This is a genomic window from Amycolatopsis jiangsuensis, assembly GCF_014204865.1.
Taxonomy (GTDB): domain Bacteria; phylum Actinomycetota; class Actinomycetes; order Mycobacteriales; family Pseudonocardiaceae; genus Amycolatopsis; species Amycolatopsis jiangsuensis.
Genome location: NZ_JACHMG010000001.1, coordinates 3045625 through 3064564, shown reverse-complemented (window position 1 = coordinate 3064564; position 18940 = coordinate 3045625). Strand labels below are relative to the sequence as shown.

Annotated in this window: 15 protein-coding genes and 1 pseudogene; 4 read left to right on the top strand and 12 right to left on the bottom strand. The window is 71.9% G+C overall.

The genetic code is table 11. The annotated features are described in order from the left end of the window. Positions 1-23: 23 nt before the first annotated feature. A complete protein-coding gene (locus tag BJY18_RS13430; RefSeq protein WP_184780296.1) occupies positions 24-1655 on the bottom strand; it encodes a DEAD/DEAH box helicase in 1632 nt (543 codons plus the stop codon). A 382-nt stretch (positions 1656-2037) separates the two neighbouring features. Then, complete coding sequence (locus BJY18_RS13425) at positions 2038-2991, bottom strand: serine protein kinase RIO (protein WP_184784600.1); 954 nt, start codon at positions 2989-2991, stop codon at positions 2038-2040. Positions 2992-3189: 198 nt separating this feature from the next. On the opposite strand from BJY18_RS13425, the pseudogene BJY18_RS13420 reads away from it, so the two are divergent. Then, a pseudogene (locus BJY18_RS13420) lies at positions 3190-4505 on the top strand (phytoene desaturase family protein). 5 nt (positions 4506-4510) lie between these two features. Beyond that, the gene (locus BJY18_RS13415) at positions 4511-5599 is read left to right on the top strand and encodes an NAD(P)/FAD-dependent oxidoreductase (RefSeq protein ID WP_184780295.1); all 1089 of its coding nucleotides are present in this window, start codon (positions 4511-4513) and stop codon (positions 5597-5599) included. 201 nt (positions 5600-5800) lie between these two features. On the opposite strand, the gene yaaA is transcribed toward BJY18_RS13415, so the two are convergent. Together yaaA and BJY18_RS13405 are read right to left on the bottom strand one after the other, a co-directional pair. Beyond that, positions 5801-6547 carry a peroxide stress protein YaaA gene (gene yaaA / locus BJY18_RS13410; protein ID WP_184780294.1) on the bottom strand — a complete coding sequence of 249 codons (747 nt, stop codon included), beginning with the start codon at positions 6545-6547 and terminating at the stop codon, positions 5801-5803. A gap of 394 nt (positions 6548-6941) precedes the next feature. Then, the gene (locus BJY18_RS13405) at positions 6942-7298 is read right to left on the bottom strand and encodes a VOC family protein (RefSeq protein ID WP_184780293.1); all 357 of its coding nucleotides are present in this window, start codon (positions 7296-7298) and stop codon (positions 6942-6944) included. 127 nt (positions 7299-7425) lie between these two features. On the opposite strand from BJY18_RS13405, the gene BJY18_RS13400 reads away from it, so the two are divergent. After that, positions 7426-9174 (top strand): proline--tRNA ligase, encoded by a 1749-nt coding sequence (locus BJY18_RS13400; RefSeq protein WP_184780292.1) that lies wholly within the window; start codon positions 7426-7428, stop codon positions 9172-9174. Positions 9175-9871: 697 nt separating this feature from the next. Then, positions 9872-10606 carry a DUF8017 domain-containing protein gene (locus BJY18_RS13395; protein ID WP_452039153.1) on the top strand — a complete coding sequence of 245 codons (735 nt, stop codon included), beginning with the start codon at positions 9872-9874 and terminating at the stop codon, positions 10604-10606. Here BJY18_RS13395 and BJY18_RS13390 read toward each other — a convergent pair. The 8 genes from BJY18_RS13390 to BJY18_RS13355 form a co-directional block, all read right to left on the bottom strand. Then, a complete protein-coding gene (locus tag BJY18_RS13390; protein WP_184780290.1) occupies positions 10546-12753 on the bottom strand; it encodes an MprF family protein in 2208 nt (735 codons plus the stop codon). The genes BJY18_RS13395 and BJY18_RS13390 overlap by 61 nt on opposite strands. Before the next feature lie 206 nt (positions 12754-12959). Further along, positions 12960-13661: an HAD family hydrolase gene (locus tag BJY18_RS13385; protein WP_312873832.1), complete on the bottom strand. Its 702-nt coding sequence runs from the start codon at positions 13659-13661 to the stop codon at positions 12960-12962. Between the two features lie 19 nt (positions 13662-13680). Beyond that, the gene (locus tag BJY18_RS13380; RefSeq protein WP_184780289.1) at positions 13681-14091 is read right to left on the bottom strand and encodes a YjbQ family protein; all 411 of its coding nucleotides are present in this window, start codon (positions 14089-14091) and stop codon (positions 13681-13683) included. Between the two features lie 16 nt (positions 14092-14107). Next, positions 14108-14752: a response regulator transcription factor gene (locus BJY18_RS13375; RefSeq protein WP_184780288.1), complete on the bottom strand. Its 645-nt coding sequence runs from the start codon at positions 14750-14752 to the stop codon at positions 14108-14110. Between the two features lie 28 nt (positions 14753-14780). Next, complete coding sequence (locus BJY18_RS13370) at positions 14781-16040, bottom strand: sensor histidine kinase (protein ID WP_184780287.1); 1260 nt, start codon at positions 16038-16040, stop codon at positions 14781-14783. Between the two features lie 333 nt (positions 16041-16373). Next, positions 16374-16601, bottom strand: coding sequence for a hypothetical protein (locus tag BJY18_RS13365; RefSeq protein WP_184780286.1), 228 nt, complete (start codon positions 16599-16601; stop codon positions 16374-16376). 9 nt (positions 16602-16610) lie between these two features. Next, a complete protein-coding gene (locus tag BJY18_RS13360; RefSeq protein WP_184780285.1) occupies positions 16611-17720 on the bottom strand; it encodes a fatty acid desaturase family protein in 1110 nt (369 codons plus the stop codon). 76 nt (positions 17721-17796) lie between these two features. Beyond that, complete coding sequence (locus BJY18_RS13355) at positions 17797-18888, bottom strand: ferredoxin reductase (RefSeq protein WP_184780284.1); 1092 nt, start codon at positions 18886-18888, stop codon at positions 17797-17799. Positions 18889-18940: the final 52 nt, after the last annotated feature.

The following is an 18940-nucleotide window of genomic DNA, read 5'->3' as shown; positions in this document are numbered from 1 at the left end:
CGCAGCGGAGCCGTTTCCGGTGATCAGGCGTCGTAGCCGCGCCGCGGGCCACGGCCCGGACGCTGCGGGCGGCCCGAGCCGCCCCCGTCGAAGCGCTGCTGGCGGCCCCGGCCTTGACCGGGACGGCCGTCCCGAGAGCCGTAGCCCGGCCGCCCGTCGCGGGAGCCCCGGCCGCCGTAGGCCGGACGGTCTTCGCGCGAGTCCTGGTAGCCGCCGCGGTCCTCCCGCGAGCCTTCGCCGTAGCCACGCCGGCCGCGGTCCTCGAAGGAGCCACGGCGTTCACGTCCACCGCGGTAGCCGCGGTTGTCCCGGTCGCCGAAGTTACGGCCCCGGCGCGGCGTCTCGCGGCGCCGCTCCACCACCGGCTCGCCGCTCGGCTCGCGGGCGCCGGTGATCCGCGACAGGTCGGCGTCCTCCGGGCGGATCATCGTGGTCTCGGCCCGCACGCCGGCCCGGTCGGTCATCCGGTTGACGGTGCGCCGCTGGTCACGGGTGACCAGCGTGACGACGATGCCGGAGGCGCCGGCGCGCGCGGTGCGGCCCGCGCGGTGCAGGTAGTCCTTGTGGTCCGCGGCCGGGTCCACGTGCAGCACCAGGGAGATGTCGTCGACGTGAATGCCGCGCGCGGCGACGTCGGTGGCCACCAGCACCGCGGCGTGGCCCTCTTTGAAGTCCGAGAGCACGCGGTTGCGCTGGCCCTGGGTCTTGCCGCCGTGCAGCGCCGCCGCGTGCACGCCCTGCTCACGCAGCCGCTCGGTGAGCCGGTCCACGTGGTGCTTGGTGCGCACGAACATGATCGTGCGGCCCTCACGGGCACCGATCCGGGTGATGATGTCCTGCTTGTCCGAGTGCGACACCTGGAACAGGTGGTGGTCCATGGTGGTGACGCTCGCGGTCGACGGCGCGACCGAATGCGTGACCGGGTCGGTCAGGTACTGCCGGACCAGCCGGTCCACGTCGCCGTCGAGCGTCGCGGAGAACAGCAGCCGCTGCCCGCCCGGCGGGGTGAGGTCCATGATCTCGCGCACCTGCGGCATGAAGCCCATGTCGGCCATCTGGTCGGCCTCGTCGAGGGCGATGAAGTTGCAGTCGCCCAGCGACGCGGTGCCCTGGCGGACGTGGTCCGACAGCCGGCCCGGCGTGGCGATCAGCAGGTCGACGCCGCGGGAGAGGGATTCGGCCTGGCGGCCGAAGGACATTCCGCCGACCGCGGTGCGGCACCACAGGCCGAGCGACTTGGCCAGCGGGGTCAGCGAGTCGGCCACCTGCATGGCCAGCTCGCGGGTGGGCACGAGCACCAGCGCGCGCGGCCGCTTCGGACGGGCCTTGCCGCCGTCGAGGCGGGCCAGCATCGCCAGCCCGAACGCGAGGGTCTTGCCGGACCCGGTCTGCGCACGGCCCAGCACGTCGCGGCCGGCCAGCGCGTCCGGGATGGTCGCGGACTGGATCGGGAACGGCGCGTCGATGCCCAGCTCGGACAGCGCCCGCAGCAGGTCCTCGGGCAGGCCCAGCTCGGCGAAGCTGCGGGCCTTCGGGGTCTCCACCGCGTCGTCGCGCAGCAGCTCGCCGCCGGACTGGCGGTGCCGCGGTGCGCGATCGGGCCGGCCGGCTCGCGGGGAGCGGGTGGAGTGGCCGGAATTGAACGTGACTGTCACAGATGCCTCTCGGACGTGGCACGTCGCAAGGAGGCCCGGGCTGCCCGCGCGCAGGCAGGGCAAGATGGTGTGGCAGTGGGCGTTCACAGGGACGGACCCGGTGCACGACGCCGTTGGCATCGGACACCGACGGGAATTGCTTCGGATGACACCGCGAGCCCTGCGGTGGGCTGTGGAGGCGACGGACACCAACTCATCCACGCCGCCGTTGCGGTCTGTGTTCACTGTACCGGAGCGGCCCGCGTGCTTTCGCACCCAGGTCCACGGTTGTGGGCGGTGTCGCAGCTGTGTGCTGCGCCACGTCCGCGACGCCGTCCGTGAAGCCCGTAGCAACCTCCTCGCAAGAACTGGATTCCGCGCAAAGACCTCGACGGACGTGCGGTCAGCCGAGCCCGGCCGCGAAGGTCAGGCGGGCCACCAGCTCGTCGGTGTCGGCCAGGTCGCCGGGCAGGCCGCGGCCGCGGAACCACCCGGCCAGGTTCGCCACGTCGCGAGCCAGGAACTCCGGCCCGCGCGGATTGGCGATGAGGTCGACCACCTGCGGCAGGTCGATCACCATCAGGTGACCTTCGTGCACCAGGAGGTTGTAGGCGGACAGGTCGCCGTGCGCGAGTCCCTGCGCGGCCAGCAGTTCCAGCGCCGCGGCGGCCTGCTCCCACAGCTCCGCCAGTTCGTCGCGCTCCGGGCGGAGCTGGGCCAGCCGGGGCGCGGCCGTGCCGTCCGGTTCGCCGAGGAATTCGAGCAGCAGCTCGGTGCCGTGCCGCTGCACCGGGTACGGCACCGGGGCGCCGATCGTCCACAGCCGGGTCAGTGCGGCGAACTCGGCGGCCGCCCACTGCTCGGCGATCAGGTTGCGGCCGAACGTGGTCCGCCCGGCGATCGCGCGCATTTCGCGGGACCGCCGCATCCGCCTGCCCTCGAGGTAGCCCGCGTCGCGGTGGAACAGCTTGTGCTCGTCCGAGCGGTACCGCTTGGCCGCGAGCAGCACCCCCTCGGCGCCGGGTTCGTGGCGGCGCACCAGGTGGACGTCGGCTTCCTTGCCGGTCTTGAGCACGCCGAGGTCGGTGTCGAGCGCGCCGAGGCCGGTGATCACCCAGTCCGGCCGCGGATGCGGGCCCTGGTCGGCCTCGCCCCAGGTGGTCCAGCGATCGGCGCCGTCGGGCAGGGCGGTCTCGGTGTAGGCGTCCTCGCGCAGCTGGGCGAGCCGGACGCGTTCGCCCTCGGTGAGCCGCCCGCGCCGGGCCGGCGCGGGACTGTCGTCGTACCGGCGGCGGGGGCGCCGTCCGGAGTCGTCGTCGAAGGAATCGGAAAAGTCTTCGTAGTCGTGCCAGCGCACTGGTGGGTTCTCCTCGATCGGGATGCCCCACCGGGCGAGCACGTGCTCTAGCCGGGAGGGGCGGGCGGAAGCGGGCAGGACAACGCCCGGACACTCTCCACGACGCACCTCCTCGCCTCGGCGTTTCCGTCTCGCCGCACAGCGTGCCGCCCGGCCGGACCTCGCGCAACCGAATTACCGCGCCCTGGCCTCGGCGCCATGGACTACGACGCGGTGATCGTGGGTGGCGGCCACAACGGGCTGGTCGCGGCGGGCTACCTGGCGCGGGCCGGGCGGTCGGTGCTGGTGCTCGAGCGCCGGGCCGAGATCGGCGGCGCGGCGGTGTCGTTCCGCGCGTTCGGTGGAGTCGACGTGCGGCTGTCGCGGTATTCGTACCTGGTCAGCCTGCTGCCCCGGCGGATCGTCGCGGACCTGGGCCTGAACGTGCGGTTCCAGCGGCGCCGGATGTCCTCCTGCACCCCGGTGGGCGATGCCGGTCTCCTTGTCGACACGGCGGACGAGGCGCGGACCGCCGAGTCGTTCCGCACCGTCACAGGGTCCACAAAGGACTTCGATGCCTGGCGGCGGTTCTACGCGCTGGCCGGGCGGGTCGCCGCGGTGACCTTCGACAGCCTCACCGAGGCGTTGCCCTCCCGTGCCGAGCTGCGTGCGCGGCTCGGTGACGACGAGCCGTGGGAGACATTTTTCGAGCGCCCCGTAGGGGAAACGCTGACCACGTCGTTCACTGACGACACCGTCCGCGGAGTGGTGCTCACCGACGCGAGGACGGAGTGGAGCGAGTGGTGGTCGGCGGGCACGTCCTGGCCAACGTCGCGCCACGCACGCTCTCGCGTCTGCTCGGCGAGGAGCCCGTCGAGGCACCCGAAGGTGCGCAGCTGAAGGTGAACATGGCGCTGCGGCGGTTGCCCCGGTTGCGAGATCGCTCGATCGACCCGCGCGACGCCTTCGGCGGCACGTTCCACGTGAACGAGTCCTTCTCCCAGCTGGAGACTGCGTACGCGGAAGCTGCGGCGGGCCGGATTCCGGCGTTACCACCGTGTGAGATCTACTGCCACTCGTTGACCGATGCGTCGATTCTCGGTCCTGCGGAACGAAAAGCGGGCGTACAGACGCTCACCCTGTTCGGTTTGCACATGCCGGCGCGGCTTTTCGAGCAGGACAACGAGCGAGCGCGGGCCGAAGCGCTGCGGGCGACCTGCGCTTCGCTGAACAGCGTGCTCGCCGAGCCGATCGAGGACTGCCCGCTGCGGGACGCGGACGGCACCCCTTGCGTGGAGGCGAAAATGCCACTGGACTTGGAAGCCGAGCTCGGGTTGCCACGAGGGCACATCTTTCACCGCGACCTGTCGTGGCCGTACGGCGAAGCCGGAACCTGGGGCGTCGAAACCGCACACGAGCGCGTGCTGCTGTGCGGCGCCGGCGCGGTGCGGGGAGGCGGCGTGAGCGGGATTCCCGGGCACAACGCCGCGATGGCGTTAATCGGTCGACGTCCCGGTGCTGATCGGGCAGGGTGAAGATCATGCGCGTGATCGTGATCGGCAGCGGGATGGGTGGCGCCGCCACCGCCTACCACCTGGCCTCCCGTGGGGCGGACGTCGTCGTCGTGGACGCAGACCTGCCCGGGGTGGCCACGGACGCGGGCGCGGGGATCATCAGCCCGTGGACCTCGCGAGGCGACGACGCGGTGTACCCGCTCGCCGCCGCGGCCGGCGGCTACTACCCACGGCTCGCTGCCGAGCTGCGGGAACTGGGGCACGAACCGTCGTACGAAGTCGTCGGCGGGCTCGTCGTCTCGGCGGCCGGCGAGGAGCTGGCCGAGGTGGAGGAACGGCTTGTCGCCCGTGCCGCGGACGCCCCCGAGGTGGGCACCGTGCGGCGGCTGGACCCGGAGCAGGCGCGGGAATTGTTCCCGCCGCTGGCGCCGGACCTCGCCGCAGTGCACCTGAGCGGCGCGGGCCGGGTCGACGGGCGGGTGCTGCGCCGCGCACTGATCTCCGCGTCGATCGACCGTGGCGTGCAGTTCGTCGAGGCACCGGCTTCGCTGCTGCCCGGGCTGCGGGTTCGGGCGGGAGCGGACGAGCTGACCGGGGACGCGGTCGTGCTCGCCGCCGGCGCGTGGTCGGCCGAGGTGGCCGAGCCGGTGGGCATCTCGGTGCCGGTCACGGCGCACCGGGGCCAGATCAGCCATTTCGACCTGCCGGGCACGGAGACCGCGGCCTGGCCGGTCGTGCTGCCGCGCAGGAGCCACTACCTGCTGTCGTTCCCCGGCGGCCGGGTGGTCGCGGGCGCGACCCGGGAGGCCGGCACGGGCTTCGACCACCGGGTGACCGTGGCCGGTCAGCGGGAGGTCCTGGACGAGGCGCTGCGGACCGCCCCCGGCCTTGCCGACGCGAGCCTCGCCGAAACCCGCGTCGGCTTCCGGCCCGCGACCCCGGACACGCTGCCGCTGCTGGGTCAGGTCGCCCCCGGCCTGTTCCTGTCCACCGGCTTCGGCCCGGCCGGGCTGACGCTGGGCCCGTACGCCGGGAAACTGGTCGCCGACCTGGTACTGGGCGAGGACGTCCCGGCCGACCTCCTCGCCGCCTGTGCCCCGACGCGGTTCTCCTGAACCCTGCTGTGGCTGGGCTTGATGGCGTGGGGGCTGGCCTTTTGGCTGTCTGTGCTGCGGCGCGGTTCTCCTGAACCCTGTTGTGGCTGCGTGGCCGGGCTTGACGGCGTGGGATTGTGGCGCTCTCCACGGTGCTTGACCGCGTCTGTGGACGGCTCCTGAAGTGCCGTGAAGGCGCCTTCACGGCACTGTGGGCCGGGGTCAGTCTCCGGTCAGGAGTTCCAGTGCGTGTTCGCCGGTGCGTTCGACGGTGAGGCCTGCCTTCGACGCCACCCGGGCCAGCTGGTCCACAGTGGACGGCTCGCTGCGGGTGGTGGCGAGCACCGCGGCCAGCCGTCCCTTGTAGGCCTTGTTGAAGTGACTGACTGTGGTGCGGTTGCCGTGCGCGTCCTCGGTGACCACGCGCACCGTGACCGCGTCCTGGCGCAGTTTCGCGAAGGCCGCGTAGCTGCCCGAGCGCAGGTCGACCACCAAGCCTTCGACGTCGCGCAGCACCGGTTCCAGCACCGGCTTCCACAGCCCCCGCACGGTTCCCAGCGCAGGCACCGTGGTGCCGCCGGAAAGCCGGTAGGCGGGGATCGGGTCGACTGCCGAGACCGCCCCGAACAGCGCGGAGGTGACGGCGAGCCGCCGCTGTGCCTTGTCGAGCGCCGCGCGGGTGAAACCGCGCACGTCGAGCGCGTCGTAGAGCACGCCGGTGTAGCGGCGCAGCGCCGGCATCGTGGGCGAGGTCCACAGCTGCGCGTTGCGGGTGACTTCGTCGGCCTGCCGGGCCGAGATGCCGAGCGCGGCCAGGCTCGCGGGAACGTCCCGGGCCAGCTCGACCAGCGCGTCGGCGAGCTTGGCCCGCACCGGATTCAGCTCGGGGAACGACAGGGCGTCGAGGTCCAGCGGAGCGCCTTTGCCGCCGTCGGCCTTGGTCTCGGAGGGAGGGAGGAGCACCAGCACACCCCGGAGCGTAGCCGCCGGAACATCCGGAGCACCGGGCCCGTGCCGCGCTGCCCGTACTGCGCCGGATGGACGTGCGGTGCTCGGATGGTGCGGCATGGACCTATGTGGCGTGAGGCGGTGGGCATGCCCCTGCGCGACCTGGACGGCGCGACCTGGACGGCGCGACCTGGACGGCGCGACCTGGACGGCGCGACCTGGACGGCCCGGCGTGGAGCTGCGAGGTTCGTCCGCGCGACATGAACCCGCGACATGAACCCGGTACGACATGGATTTGCGCGGCGTGGAGCCCTACGACAGAACCCGCGCGGCATGCCCCTGCGCCACACGAACTCGCGCCGGCACCGTTCCCGCTCCTGCCGGTCACCGGCTCGGCTTTTTCACCCCGCTTCGGTCAGCCGACGTCCCGCTCGGCGACGCAGAACTCGTTGCCTTCCGGGTCGGACAGCACCGTCCACGCGAGGCCGGGCTGGGTTTGCCGGTCCAGTTCCGTGGCGCCGAGTCCGACCAGCCGGCGTACCTCTGCTTCCCGGTCGGAGGCGACGAAGTCTGTGTGCACCCGGTTCTTGCCCGGGCGCGGTTCCGGGACCTGCTGGAATCCCATCGTCGGTCCGCCCGAGGCGGGGCGTTCGAGCATCACGAACGCCCCGTAGTCGGCTGCGACCCGTACGCCCAGCGCAGCCGTCCAGAAGGCCGCCAAACCGCGCGGGTCGGCGCAGTCGACGGTGATCATGCCCAGTTCGAGTGCCATGGGAGCGACGCTAACGGGCACCACCGACAAAAACGGCCGCCCCGGATAACCCGCATGCGTCCGGGCCCGGGGGTTGACTACTCTGTGCGAAACGTCTAAAAGCACCGCTCAGTGCAGGGAGTCCGCAGTGATCACCAGGATGTCGTCGTTGTTCCTCCGCACGTTGCGTGAGGATCCGGCGGACGCCGAGGTACCCAGCCACCGGCTGCTGGTCCGCGCCGGCTACGTCCGCCGGGTCGCGCCGGGTGGTTACTCGTGGCTGCCGCTCGGGCTGCGGGTGCTGCGGCGCATCGAGCAGGTGGTGCGCGAGGAAATGAGCGCGATCGGCGGCCAGGAGATCCAGTTCCCCGCGCTGCTGCCGCGGGAACCCTACGAGGCCACGGGCCGCTGGACCGAATACGGCGACACCCTCTTCCGGCTCAAGGACCGCAAGGGGGCGGACTACCTGCTCGGCCCCACGCACGAGGAGCTGTTCGCGCTCACGGTGAAGGGCGAGTACACCTCGTACAAGGACTTCCCGGTCACGCTGTACCAGATCCAGACCAAGTACCGCGACGAGGCGCGCCCCCGCGCGGGCATCCTGCGCGGGCGCGAGTTCGTGATGAAGGATTCCTACTCCTTCGACCTCGACGACGAGGGTCTCGAGCGGTCCTACCAGGCGCACCGCGGCGCCTACATCAAGCTCTTCGACCGGCTCGGGCTGGAGTACGTGATCGTGGCCGCCACGTCGGGCGCGATGGGTGGCTCGGCGTCGGAGGAGTTCCTGGCGGTCGCCGAGACCGGGGAAGACACGTACGTGCGCAGCACCGGATCGGGTTTCGCGGCCAACGTCGAGGCCGTGGTCACGCCCGCGCCGCCCGCTCGCCCGCTCGACGGGCTGCCCGCGGCGCAGGTGCACGACACCCCGGACACGCCGACCATCGAAACGCTGGTCGCGTTCTTCAACGCCGCGGGGCTCGGCCGCGAGTTCACCGCCGCGGACACGCTCAAGAACGTCATGGTCAAGACCCGCCGGCCCGGTGCGAAGGAGTGGGAGCTGCTCGGCGTCGGCGTGCCGGGCGACCGCGAGGTGGACTTCAAGCGGCTCGAGGCGTCGCTGGAGCCGGCCGAGGTGGAGCTGATCGAAGAGGCCGACTTCGCGAGGAACCCGTTCCTCGTCAAGGGGTACATCGGGCCGAAAGCGTTGCAGGAGAACGGGGTTCGCTATCTCGTCGACCCGCGCGTCGTCGAGGGCACGGCCTGGGTGACCGGCGCCGACCAGCCCGGCCGGCACGTACTGGACCTCGTCGTGGGCCGCGATTTCACCCCGGACGGCACCGTCGAGGCGGCCGAGGTGCGCGAGGGTGACGCTTCGCCGGACGGCCACGGCACGCTGGTCGCCGCGCGCGGGATCGAGATCGGCCACATCTTCCAGCTCGGCCGCAAGTACACCGACACCTTCGAGGTGGACGCGCTCGGCCCGGACTCCAAGCCGGTCCGGATCACCATGGGGTCCTACGGCGTCGGCGTGTCCCGGCTGGTCGGCGTGCTCGCCGAGCAGAACCACGACGCGTCCGGCCTGGTCTGGCCGCGTGAGGTGTCCCCGTTCGACGTGCACGTGGTCATCGCGGGCAAGGACGAGGCGGTGCGCGCGGGCGCGGAAAAGCTCACCGCCGAACTCGACGAGGCCGGGCTCGAGGTGCTGCTCGACGACCGCAAGTCCACGCCCGGTGTCAAGTTCGCGGACGCGGAACTGGTCGGGGTCCCCACGATCCTCGTGGTCGGCCGCGGCCTGGCGAACGGCGTGGTCGAGGTGAAGGACCGCCGCACCGGGGACCGCGAGGAGATCGCCCTCGACGAGGTGGTCGGCCACCTCGTGAAGCTGGTCCGCGCCTGACCCTGCGATGGCACTGTTCCGGCGCCGCCCGCGCGCCCGCTCGGGCGGATACCAGGACAACGCCGCCCTGACCGGCTTCGGCGGCTACGAACCGGCCGGGGACGGGGACTCGACGGGTTTCGGTGCCGGTGTGTTCGACGGTGCCCGGGACGTGGCAGGGTCGGGTTCGGCGGGCTTCGGTGCGGGTGTGTTCGGTGGTGCCCCGGATTCGGCGGGGTCGGGTCCGGCAGGTTCGGGCGCCGGTACTGCCGGTGCTGTTTCGGGTTCGGCGGGGTCGGGTCCGGCAGGTTCGTGCGCCGGTACTCCTGGCGCTGCTTCGGGTCACGCAGATTCCGGTACGAGTGCATCCGGTGGTGGCCCGGGTTCGGCAGGTACAGGTTCGGCAGGTTCGGGCCCGGCAGGGTCCGGCGCCGGTACGCCTGGCGCTGCTTCGGGTCACGCAGATTCCGGTACGAGTGCGTCCGGTGGTGGCCCGGGTCCGGCAGGTTCGGGCCTGGCAGGTTCCGGCGCCGATACTCCCGGCGGTGCACCGGATTCGGCAGGTTCCGACTCCGTGCGTTTCGGCACTGGCGCGCCGGACAGCGACGTGGCCGGTTTCCCGGTCGCCGAGCACAGGCGCGGGGCGTCTCGGCCGGTAGTACCCGCTCGGTCGTCGTCCGCGGGTGCTGTGCCTCGTCGCGGTGGGCGGCGGGTGGGGATGCTGCTTCTGCCGTTGGCCGTTGTCGTCGGGGCCGGGTACGGGCTGGTGCGTGCTGTGCTGCCCGCAGGGGACAGCAGCGGCCACAGCGTTCCGCGCGGCCCGGTCACTGACCAGCCGTCGCCGCGGGTGGTCGTGCCGCCGGTTGTCGCCGGGTGGCAGTCCGTCGCCGGCCGGGACGGGGCCTACGCCTACGACGTGCCGCCATCCTGGACGCCGGAACCGCGTGTCGTGCACGGCTGGGAGCCGGGCGTCGGTTCGGCCGGGGTCACGCTCGCCGCCAGTGCGTTCCTCGGCGAGGGCAGCTGCCCGGCCAACGAGGTCACCTCACGTGGTGGCGCCGGCGTCACCAGCAGCGAGCTGCCCGATGCCGAGGCGGCCGCACGGCAGACCGTGACCGAGGTCGGCGTCGGCGCCTACACCGCGGACGGCGCCCCGCCCGCCCGCGTCGCGTTCGGACCGGTCGAGCCGGTTTCCGTTTCGCTGTCCGGAAAAACCGTGCCAGGACGGCTCGTCGTGGCCGACGTGCAGCCCAGCGGTGACGGTCCGTGCCGGCCGGCGCACGCGCTCGTCGGCGCGGTCGCGGTCGCGGGCGGATCCCGTTCCGTCGTGCTCGCCGCGTATGCCGATGAAGGCAGCGCGCCGCGCGACGAGCTGACCCGGATCCTGCGCAGCTACCGAGGGGTGCCCGCCGCCGACCGGTCCACCACGACCCCGCCGCCCACCACGCGCTGACGGCGCAGGGCCAGCTTCGCGAAGTCCTTCAGCCCGGCGTTCGGCAGGTACGCGCGACTCAGCGCGACGCCAATCCGCGGCAGATCCGCCGCGTCGCGGAAAGCGAGGTACATCGGTTCGTGCCGCGGCTGGAACTTCGCCTTGAACGCGTGCAGGGAGCGGAATCCGTAGTACGGCTCCATCAGCGCGCCGACCTTGTCGAGCATCCGGTCGACCGCGCGGCCCGGCGCGCATTCGCGGCTGCGCACCAGCGGAGCACCGGACAGCGACACGAACTTCGCGCCCTCCCTGCGGAAAGCCAGGCACGCCGAGGCGATCAGGAACTCCATCACCGGACGGAATCCGTCGCCCCGCCTGCGCATCACGTCGAGCGTCCACCCGCCGACGGCGCCCTCACCGGTGTGCACCGGCAGCCACGACGTCACCCCGTGCACGACGCCCTCGCCGTCCACCGCCAGCCCCACCCTGGTCGCCGGGTCCATCGCCTCGTCCACCCCACCGAGGGTGAAGCCCATCTCCGGCAGGCCCTTGTCGCCGAGCCATTCCTTCGACAGCTCGCGCACCTGGCTCCGGATCGACCGCGGCTCCTCGGCGAGGCGCACCAGGCGGAACTCGATGCCGTCCTTCTTCGCGCGGTTCAGCGCCGTGCGCACGTCCTGCCACGCCTTGCCGCGGAACTGCAGGTTTTCCAGGTCCACCAAGGTGTCTTCGGCGACCTGCACGTGCTGCCAGCCCAGCTCACGGGTCACCGCGACCGTCGCGGACGTCGCGGAGAACACGCACGGCACCAGCCCGGTGTCCTCGCACATCGCCGCGAACTCCCGCAGCGTGCGTTCCCCGGAGCCGTCCGGGGCCACCGGGTCGCCGAGTGCCACCGCGGCGCCGGCGTGGCGCTGGTAAGCCAGGTACGACGCACCGTCGGAGGCGACGAAGTAGGCGTTCTGCGGCCAGGTCGTCATCCACGAGATGGTGCTGCCCCCGTTGCGCCCCAGCAGAAGCCGCGCGAACGCCGGATCCGGGCCCGGCCGGAACAGCTTGCGGCAGCGTCGTCGCGACGGTACCCGGAAGGCTCGGCGCGCGGCGAACAGCAGCACCAGCTCCACTGTCCACAAGAGATTGTCCACGAAGAACAGGGCAAGCCCGTGCCCGTCGAAGTCCGCGTGGAGGATCCGCCCGACCGCCACCACGCCGCCGACCACGAGCGCCTGCGACACCGCGAAGGCGCTCAGCGCAATCGTGCACCGCCAGGCGAACCGCGAACCACGGCGCAACCCGTTCAGCATCGGCACCACGAGCAGGCACAGCACCAGAATCTCGATCCCGGACAGCGACACCTCGTCGGCGGAACCGAACGGGCCGGTGTCGGGCAGCAGCCACATCAGCACCTCGGCGACGGTGAGCAGCACCAGCCCGGCACAGGCCAGGAAACGCCATTCACGCTGGCTCAGCTTGCGGCCGTCCTGCGCGCGGCCCGGACCGGCCAGCCGGTGCCCGAGCGGCAAAGCGACCACGAGCGCGAAGAAGTGCACGAGATCGGCGAGCGTGCCGACGAACACGATGGCCACCCCGGCGTACACGCACAGCGCGGCTCGCAGCCGCAGCCGCCACGGATGGCGCAGAGTCGCGCTCGCCACCGCGATCGCCACGAGCGCGCCGCCGGAGAAGCCGACGTCGAGGGTGGTCGCGATCCGGTCCGCCCATGCCCAGCCGGAATGCCGGCACAGTTCGAGGAACTGCAGGGCGGCGATCGTGGAAACCACCTGGCCGCCGACGGTCACCGCGATCGCCCGCCGGGTCCCGAGCTGCCATTCGGCGAGCCCGGCGAGCAGGGCGAACGTGCCCGCCATCGGCAGGTAGAACAGCGGCCGCAGCGCGAAGAACGGCCCGGTCGCCAGCGTCCACCAGCGTCCGTGCTCCATCGACGGCAGTCCGTAGGCGTAGTAGCCGAACGCGCCTTGGTGCTCGGCGGCGTGCCACAGCGCGCCGCTCGCGAACCCCACGGCCAGGATCGCGAGCACGACAATGGTGGTGAACGGTAGCCGGTGCCACAGCACGGCGAACCGCCCGAGCGCCGCTGTGGCCGCCCGCCCGCGTCCCCCAGTACCGGCACCGTCGGCGGTCCCCGCCGCCGGCGTTGCGGTCGTCATGATCCTCAGTCTGGCGTGCCGGACGCCCGCGGACATCGGTCAAGCTACTGACTTCTCCCCCTAAGGGAGTGCCACCCCGGACGGAGCAAAGTCTGGCCGAAAGGATGATCAAGGGGGAGACCGGCGGTACCCACCTGGGCAAACGTCCCCGAGCCCGGCACTGAGCAGGTCCGGGAGGACCCGGAGCAGGGGTTGCCGTCCCGCGCTCAGCCGAGTACGGCCGTGCGCACCGCGTCCAGGTCGGCGAGGTCGGGCAGCACGGTGTGGGCCCCGGCATCGGCCAGCTCGGCAGCGCTGTACCGGCCGGTGGCCACGGCGACCGCGACCGCACCGTGGTCCAGCGCGGCCCGCACGTCGTTCGGTGTGTCCCCGATGATGACGACCGCCTCCGGGGCGAAGACCGCACCGTGCTTCTCCGCGGCGGCGGAAACCGCGTGCGGGACCAGATCCCGACGGTGCGCCGACAGCGAACCGTAGCCGCCGATCTCCAGGTCGAGGTGGGTGTCCAGGCCGAACGCGGCGAGCTTGTACCGCGAGATCTCCGGCAGGTTCCCGGTGACCAGGGTCTGCACGACCCCGTCCCGCCCGGCGAATTCGGCGAGCGCGGCGGCGGCGCCCTCCAGCGCCCGGCCCTGTTCGGGCAGCGTGGCCTCGGCGCGGCCGGCGACCGCGACCAGTTCCCGCCAGAGTCGCCGGATCACCTCGTCGTCGGCTTCGATCCCGTGCAGGGTCAGGATGTCCGTGCTGATCGCCCGTTCGGTGCGGCCGCCGTAGTCCGGCTGGGTGTGCATCCGCACCCCGGTCGCGGTGGCCAGCGCGTCGGCGTACCAGAGGCTGCCGAGGCCGGTGTAGTCCACGAGCGTGTGGTCGATGTCCCAGAGCACCAGCCGGTGCGCGCGCGTCGTCACGTCCGGCGATGGTACCGGCTCACCCGGCGAGAAAGCTGAACCGGACCTTGCGCACCGGATTGTCCACGTTGGTGTCCACCAGGCAGACCGACTGCCAGGTGCCCAGCACCAGCACACCGCCGAGCACCGGGATGCTCGCGTACGGCGGGACGAGCGCGGGCAGCACGTGGTCGCGGCCGTGGCCGGAGCTGCCGTGCTGGTGGCGCCAGCGGTCGTCGCGGGGGAGCAGGTCGTCGAGGGCGGCGAGCAGATCGTCGTCGCTGCCGGCGCCGGTCTCCAGCACGGCGAGCCCGGCCGTCGCGTGCGGCACCCACACGTGCAGGAGGCCGTCGGTGGCGTCGGCGTCACGCAGGAACGCTTCGGCTTCGCGCGTCAGGTCGTGCACCACGGCTTCGCCGCCGGTGCGCACCTCGATCTCGGTGGAGTACATGCCTCCAGGGTAGGTCTCACGAATCGAGGTAGCGGAGCACGGCGAGCACCCGCCGGTTGTGCCCCTCCGACGGCGGCAGGCCGAGCTTGCCGAAGATGCTCGTGACGTACTTCTCCACCGATCCGGCGGACAGGTGGGCCTCGGCCGCGATCGCGGAGTTCGAGCGGCCCTGCGCCATCATGCCCAGCACCTCGCGTTCCCGCGGGGTCAGCTCGGCGAGCGGGCCGGAACGGCCGGTGGTGGCGAACAGCTGGCGCACCACCTCCGGGTCGAGCACCGTCTCGCCGGCCGCGACCCGCTCGAGCGCGGTGAGGAAGTCCGACACCTCGGCGACGCGGTCCTTGAGCAGATATCCGACCGCGCCCGCCTCGCCGGCCAGCAGCTCCTTGGCGTAGGTGGTCTCGACGTACTGGGAGAACATCAGGATCGCGCACCCGGGACGTTCGGCGCGCAGCTCGATGGCCGCGCGCAGGCCCTCGTCGGTGTGTGTCGGCGGCATGCGTATATCCACAATGGACACGTCGGGCGCATGCTCGCGTACTGCCACACGGAGATCGTCGGCGTTCTTCACGGCGGCGACCACTTCGTGGCCACGCAACCCCAGCAGCTCGGCGAGGCCCTGGCGCAGAATGGCCGAATCCTCGGCAACCACGATCCGCACGGATCCCCCTTTCTCCGGTGTCGTGAGCCTAGCGGGCGACGGGTACCTCGGCGGTGACCACGGTCGGCCCGCCGGGCGGGCTGTGCACGCTGAGCTCGCCGTCGACCGGACGCAACCGTTCCGCGATACCGGCGAGCCCGCCACCGGGCACGACTGCGGCTCCGCCGGTGCCCTCGTCGGTCACGGTCAGCCGTAGCCCGCCCTTGTCGTCGGAAACCCTTACCGCGCACGGCGCGCCCGCGTGTTTCGCGGCGTTGGTCATCAGTTCCGCGGCGGCGAAGTAGACGACCGTCTCCAGCGACGGTGACGGCCGGCGTGTCAGCTCCACCGAAACCGTCGCCGCGAGCCCACCAGACGTGGCCAAAGTGGACAGTGCGACACCGAGTCCGTCGTCCAGCGCCGGCGGGTGGATGCCGCGGGCGAGGTCGCGCAGTTCGACCAGCGCTCGTTTGGCGTTGCCGTGCGCGTCCGAGACGAGGGCGCGAACCTGGGGGAGATCGATCTCGTCGGTGGCCAGTTCTTCTTTCGCCAGGCCGAGTTTCATGGCCATCGCGACGAGTTGTGCCTGGGCGCCGTCGTGCAGGTCGCGTTCGATGCGACGCAGTTGTCCGGCGGCGTCCTCCAGCGCGGTCGCCCGGGTCTCCTCCAGGATCCGCACTCGCTCGCGCAGCCCGGGGTCGGCGAGCAGCAGCCGCACGAGCAGCCGATCCACCGAGACGACGGCGTGCGTGAACGCGGGCCAGACGACCAGCGCGGCGATCCCGGCCACCGCCCACAGCAGGGTGCCCGCCCACGTCTGGCTGTGGATCCCGAAGACCGGGAGTTCCTGCTGCTGCGTGAAAAGCCAGGTGACCGGGTAGCTGGCGGCAGCGCCGCCGAAGATGCCCAGCAGCGTGGTGAGGAGCAGGCCGCACAGCCCGAATGGCAGCCGGAGCAGGAGGTAGGCCACCGCACGCCAGGAGTGCGGATCGGTGAGCCACGCGACGAGCCAGCGCCACAGCCCCGGCCGCACCTGGCGCGCCGGCGGCCGGGGCAGCCGCTGCCGCAGCAGGGCGTCGGCCAGCCGCCGATGCGCACCCCCGAGCAGCCGCGCCCCGCCGAGCACCCCGGCGAGCACGATCGTTCCGGCGAGCACCGGCGTCAACGCCACCCCGAGCACCAGCCCGGCCAGCACGAGCACGACCGCCACCGGAGTCAGCACCCCCGCCACCACCAGCCACCCGACCTCGGCAACCCCTTCCCGCCACGACGAGGGCCACAGCAGGCGGGGAACGCCCGCGCCGCTCATCGCCGTGTCCGGATGGCGGGTTCGGCGGGGGACGTGGCCCGATGCGGGCACGTGCCGGTGCGAGCGGAGTGCGGTGTCGCCGGAGCCGTGGTCCGGTGGGAACCGGTGGCCGGCCGGCGCGTGGAGTCGCTGTGCTGCGTGGCCCGCGATGGTGCCGGGCCGACGGTGGTTCCGGCTGCCCCGGAGTCGGCACTGTGCTGGATGACCGGAACTGCGCCGGCGCGGGTGTTCACCACGGCTCTCACCAGGCCGAGTCTGCCGTCCGGGCCCGGGCCGGGCCACCAGGGTGACCCGTCGGTCCGGGTGGGGAAAACCCCCACCCGGACCGACGGGTCACGGCAGGTCCGGTTCCTCCGGGGCGGCCGGGTGACGTGGTTCGTCGGCGCGGGCGCGGGCGGCGGCTTCGCGCATTTCGATCAGGTCGGTGAACCAGTCGCCGGTTTCGCGGGCGATGTCGCGGACCGCGCCGGTGATGATGGTGGCGATGGCGCCGATGTGGCCGGCCGCGGACTCGGTGAGTTCCTGCACGGTGTCCTTGCTGCTTTCGAACTGACCCACCATGGGAATTCCTCAGGCTGCTCGGAGTTGCCGGTCGGGGTCCACGGTAGCGTCCGGCGCCGGACCCTGCCCGGGCAAGGCCAGCCGGACGATCTTCTTCGCCACCGACCAGAGCTGCTTGCGCAGCGGCCCGGTGTGATACGGCAGGCCGTAGCGTTCGCAGATCTCCCGCACCTCGCCGGCGATCTGCGGGTAGCGGCGCGCCGGCAGGTCCGGGAACAGGTGGTGCTCGATCTGGTGCGACAGGTTCCCGGAAAGCACGTGGAACAGCGGGCTGCCGCTGATGTTCGCCGAGCCGAGGATCTGGCGCAGGTACCACTGCCCGCGCGTCTCGTTCTCGGCCTCCTCCTCGGTGAAGCTCTCCACGTCGGCCGGGAAGTGCCCGCAGAAGATGATCGCGAACGCCCACAGGTTGCGCACCAGGTTCGCGCTCGCGTTGCCGAGCAGCGTCAGCGGTGCCAGCGGGCCGGTCAGCAGCGGGAAGAGGACGTAGTCCTTGCCGATCTGCTGCGCGGCCTTGCGCACGATCTTCTTCAGCACCGGCACGTTCTCGGCCCAAGAACGTTCCCCCTGCACGACCCGTTCGACCTCGAGGTCGTGCAGCATCACGCCCCATTCGAACAGGATTGCCAGCAGCGTCGCGTACAGCGGGTTGCCCAGGTAGTACGGATGCCACTTCTGCGCCGGGTCCATCCGCAGGATCCCGTAGCCGATGTCGCGGTCCTTGCCGAGCACGTTGGTGAACGTGTGGTGGATGTAGTTGTGCGAATGCCGCCAATTCTCCGCAGGGGCCACGTTGTCCCACTCGAACCGCTGCGAGCCCAGCTCGGGGATGTGGGTCCAGTCGTACTGGCCGTGCATCACGTTGTGGCCGATCTCCATGTTGTCCAGGATCTTCGCCAGCGACAGCGTTGCCACCCCGGCCAGCCACGCCGGCGGCAGGAACCCGGCGAACAGCAGGCCGCGCCCGGTCACCTCCAGCGCGCGCTGGGTCTTGATCAGGTTGCGGAGGTAGGTCACGTCCTCCTCGCCGAGGTTGTCGACGATGCGCTGGCGCAGTGCGTCGAGGTCGCGGCCGAAGTCCTCGACCTGCTCGGGGGTCAGCCGTTGCGTACCGGTCATGGTTGTCTCCTCCAGGATGTCCGCCCTCGTGCGCGGCTACGCCGGGTGGGAACCGGCGCCGCCACGCACGAGGGGGTCAGGCGTCGATTTCGACGTCCCCGACGGGGACGCTGATGCAGAGCTGGATTTCCTCGTTCTCCTCGCCGGTGACCTCGCCGGTGCGGGCGTTGCGGACCCGGCCGGCGGTCTTGAGCTGCGTGCAGGAGAAGCAGATGCCCATCCGGCAACCGTGCTCGGGCGTCAGGCCCACGTCCTCGGCCTGCTCCAGCAGCGGCTTGCCGGTGTTGTCGCATTCACGGCCGCTGCGGGCGAACCGCACCCGGCCTTCGGCGGCCGTGGTGTCGAAGGTCAACGGCGCGGCCGTGAACTCTTCGGTGTGCAAGTGTTCACTCAAACCCTCGCGTCCGTACAGGTCCGACACCGCGGACATCAGCGGAGGCGGACCGCAGACGAAGGTCTGGGCTTCGCGGAACCACGGCGCGGCCCGCTCCAGATGCGCCTCCGAGAACAGGCCGTGCAGATCCCCGCCGGTGCGGGCGTGTGTGTAGGCGTGTATCACCCGCAGGCCCGGGTGCTCGGCCGCGAGCGCAGCCAGTTCCTCGCGGTAGAGCGCGTCCGAGCCGGAGTTCGAGTACTGCAGGAACACGATCTCGCCCGGATGCCGTTCGGCCACCAGCGTGCGGGCCATCGCGAGCACCGGTGTGATGCCGCTGCCGCCGCTGATCAGCACGATCCGCGACGGTCGCGGCGAGGGCAGGGTGAACTCCCCGTCCGCGGGCGAGAGCCCGACCACGGTGCCGACGCCGGTGGTCTCCTGCAGGTGCCGCGACACCAGTCCGGACGGATCGGCCTTGACGGTGAACTCCAGCTCGCCGCTGTGCTCCGCCTCGCAGGGGGAGTAGCACCGGGTCCGCCGCACGCCGTCGATCTCGACCTGCAGCCGCACGTACTGGCCGGCCCGGAAACCCCGCCACGCCCGGCTCGGCCGCACGCGGAAGGTGACGCTGTCCGGGGTCTGCCGCCGGACCGCGACGACCCGGCCGCGGAGCTCCCGCCGCACCAGCATCGGATCGACCAGCTCCAGGTAGCGGTCCGCGCCGTGCGGGGTGAGCAGGGCCTCGGCGAGCGAGGCGAGCCCGCGCATCCGGCGCGGGATCAGGGTGGCCATCACGCCCTCCACAGTTTGAGTGCACACCTGTACACTGACAAGTAAGAGGCAG

Coding starts and splice junctions, on each gene's coding strand:
- BJY18_RS13415 (WP_184780295.1), top strand. CDS start 4,511: ATGCGCGTGATCGTGATCGGCAGCGGGATGGGTGGCGCCGCCACCGCC.
- BJY18_RS13405 (WP_184780293.1), bottom strand. CDS start 7,298: ATGGCACTCGAACTGGGCATGATCACCGTCGACTGCGCCGACCCGCGC.
- BJY18_RS13395 (WP_452039153.1), top strand. CDS start 9,872: ATGCTGCTTCTGCCGTTGGCCGTTGTCGTCGGGGCCGGGTACGGGCTG.
- BJY18_RS13390 (WP_184780290.1), bottom strand. CDS start 12,753: ATGACGACCGCAACGCCGGCGGCGGGGACCGCCGACGGTGCCGGTACT.
- BJY18_RS13380 (WP_184780289.1), bottom strand. CDS start 14,091: ATGTACTCCACCGAGATCGAGGTGCGCACCGGCGGCGAAGCCGTGGTG.
- BJY18_RS13370 (WP_184780287.1), bottom strand. CDS start 16,040: ATGAGCGGCGCGGGCGTTCCCCGCCTGCTGTGGCCCTCGTCGTGGCGG.
- BJY18_RS13365 (WP_184780286.1), bottom strand. CDS start 16,601: ATGGTGGGTCAGTTCGAAAGCAGCAAGGACACCGTGCAGGAACTCACC.
- BJY18_RS13360 (WP_184780285.1), bottom strand. CDS start 17,720: ATGACCGGTACGCAACGGCTGACCCCCGAGCAGGTCGAGGACTTCGGC.
- BJY18_RS13355 (WP_184780284.1), bottom strand. CDS start 18,888: ATGGCCACCCTGATCCCGCGCCGGATGCGCGGGCTCGCCTCGCTCGCC.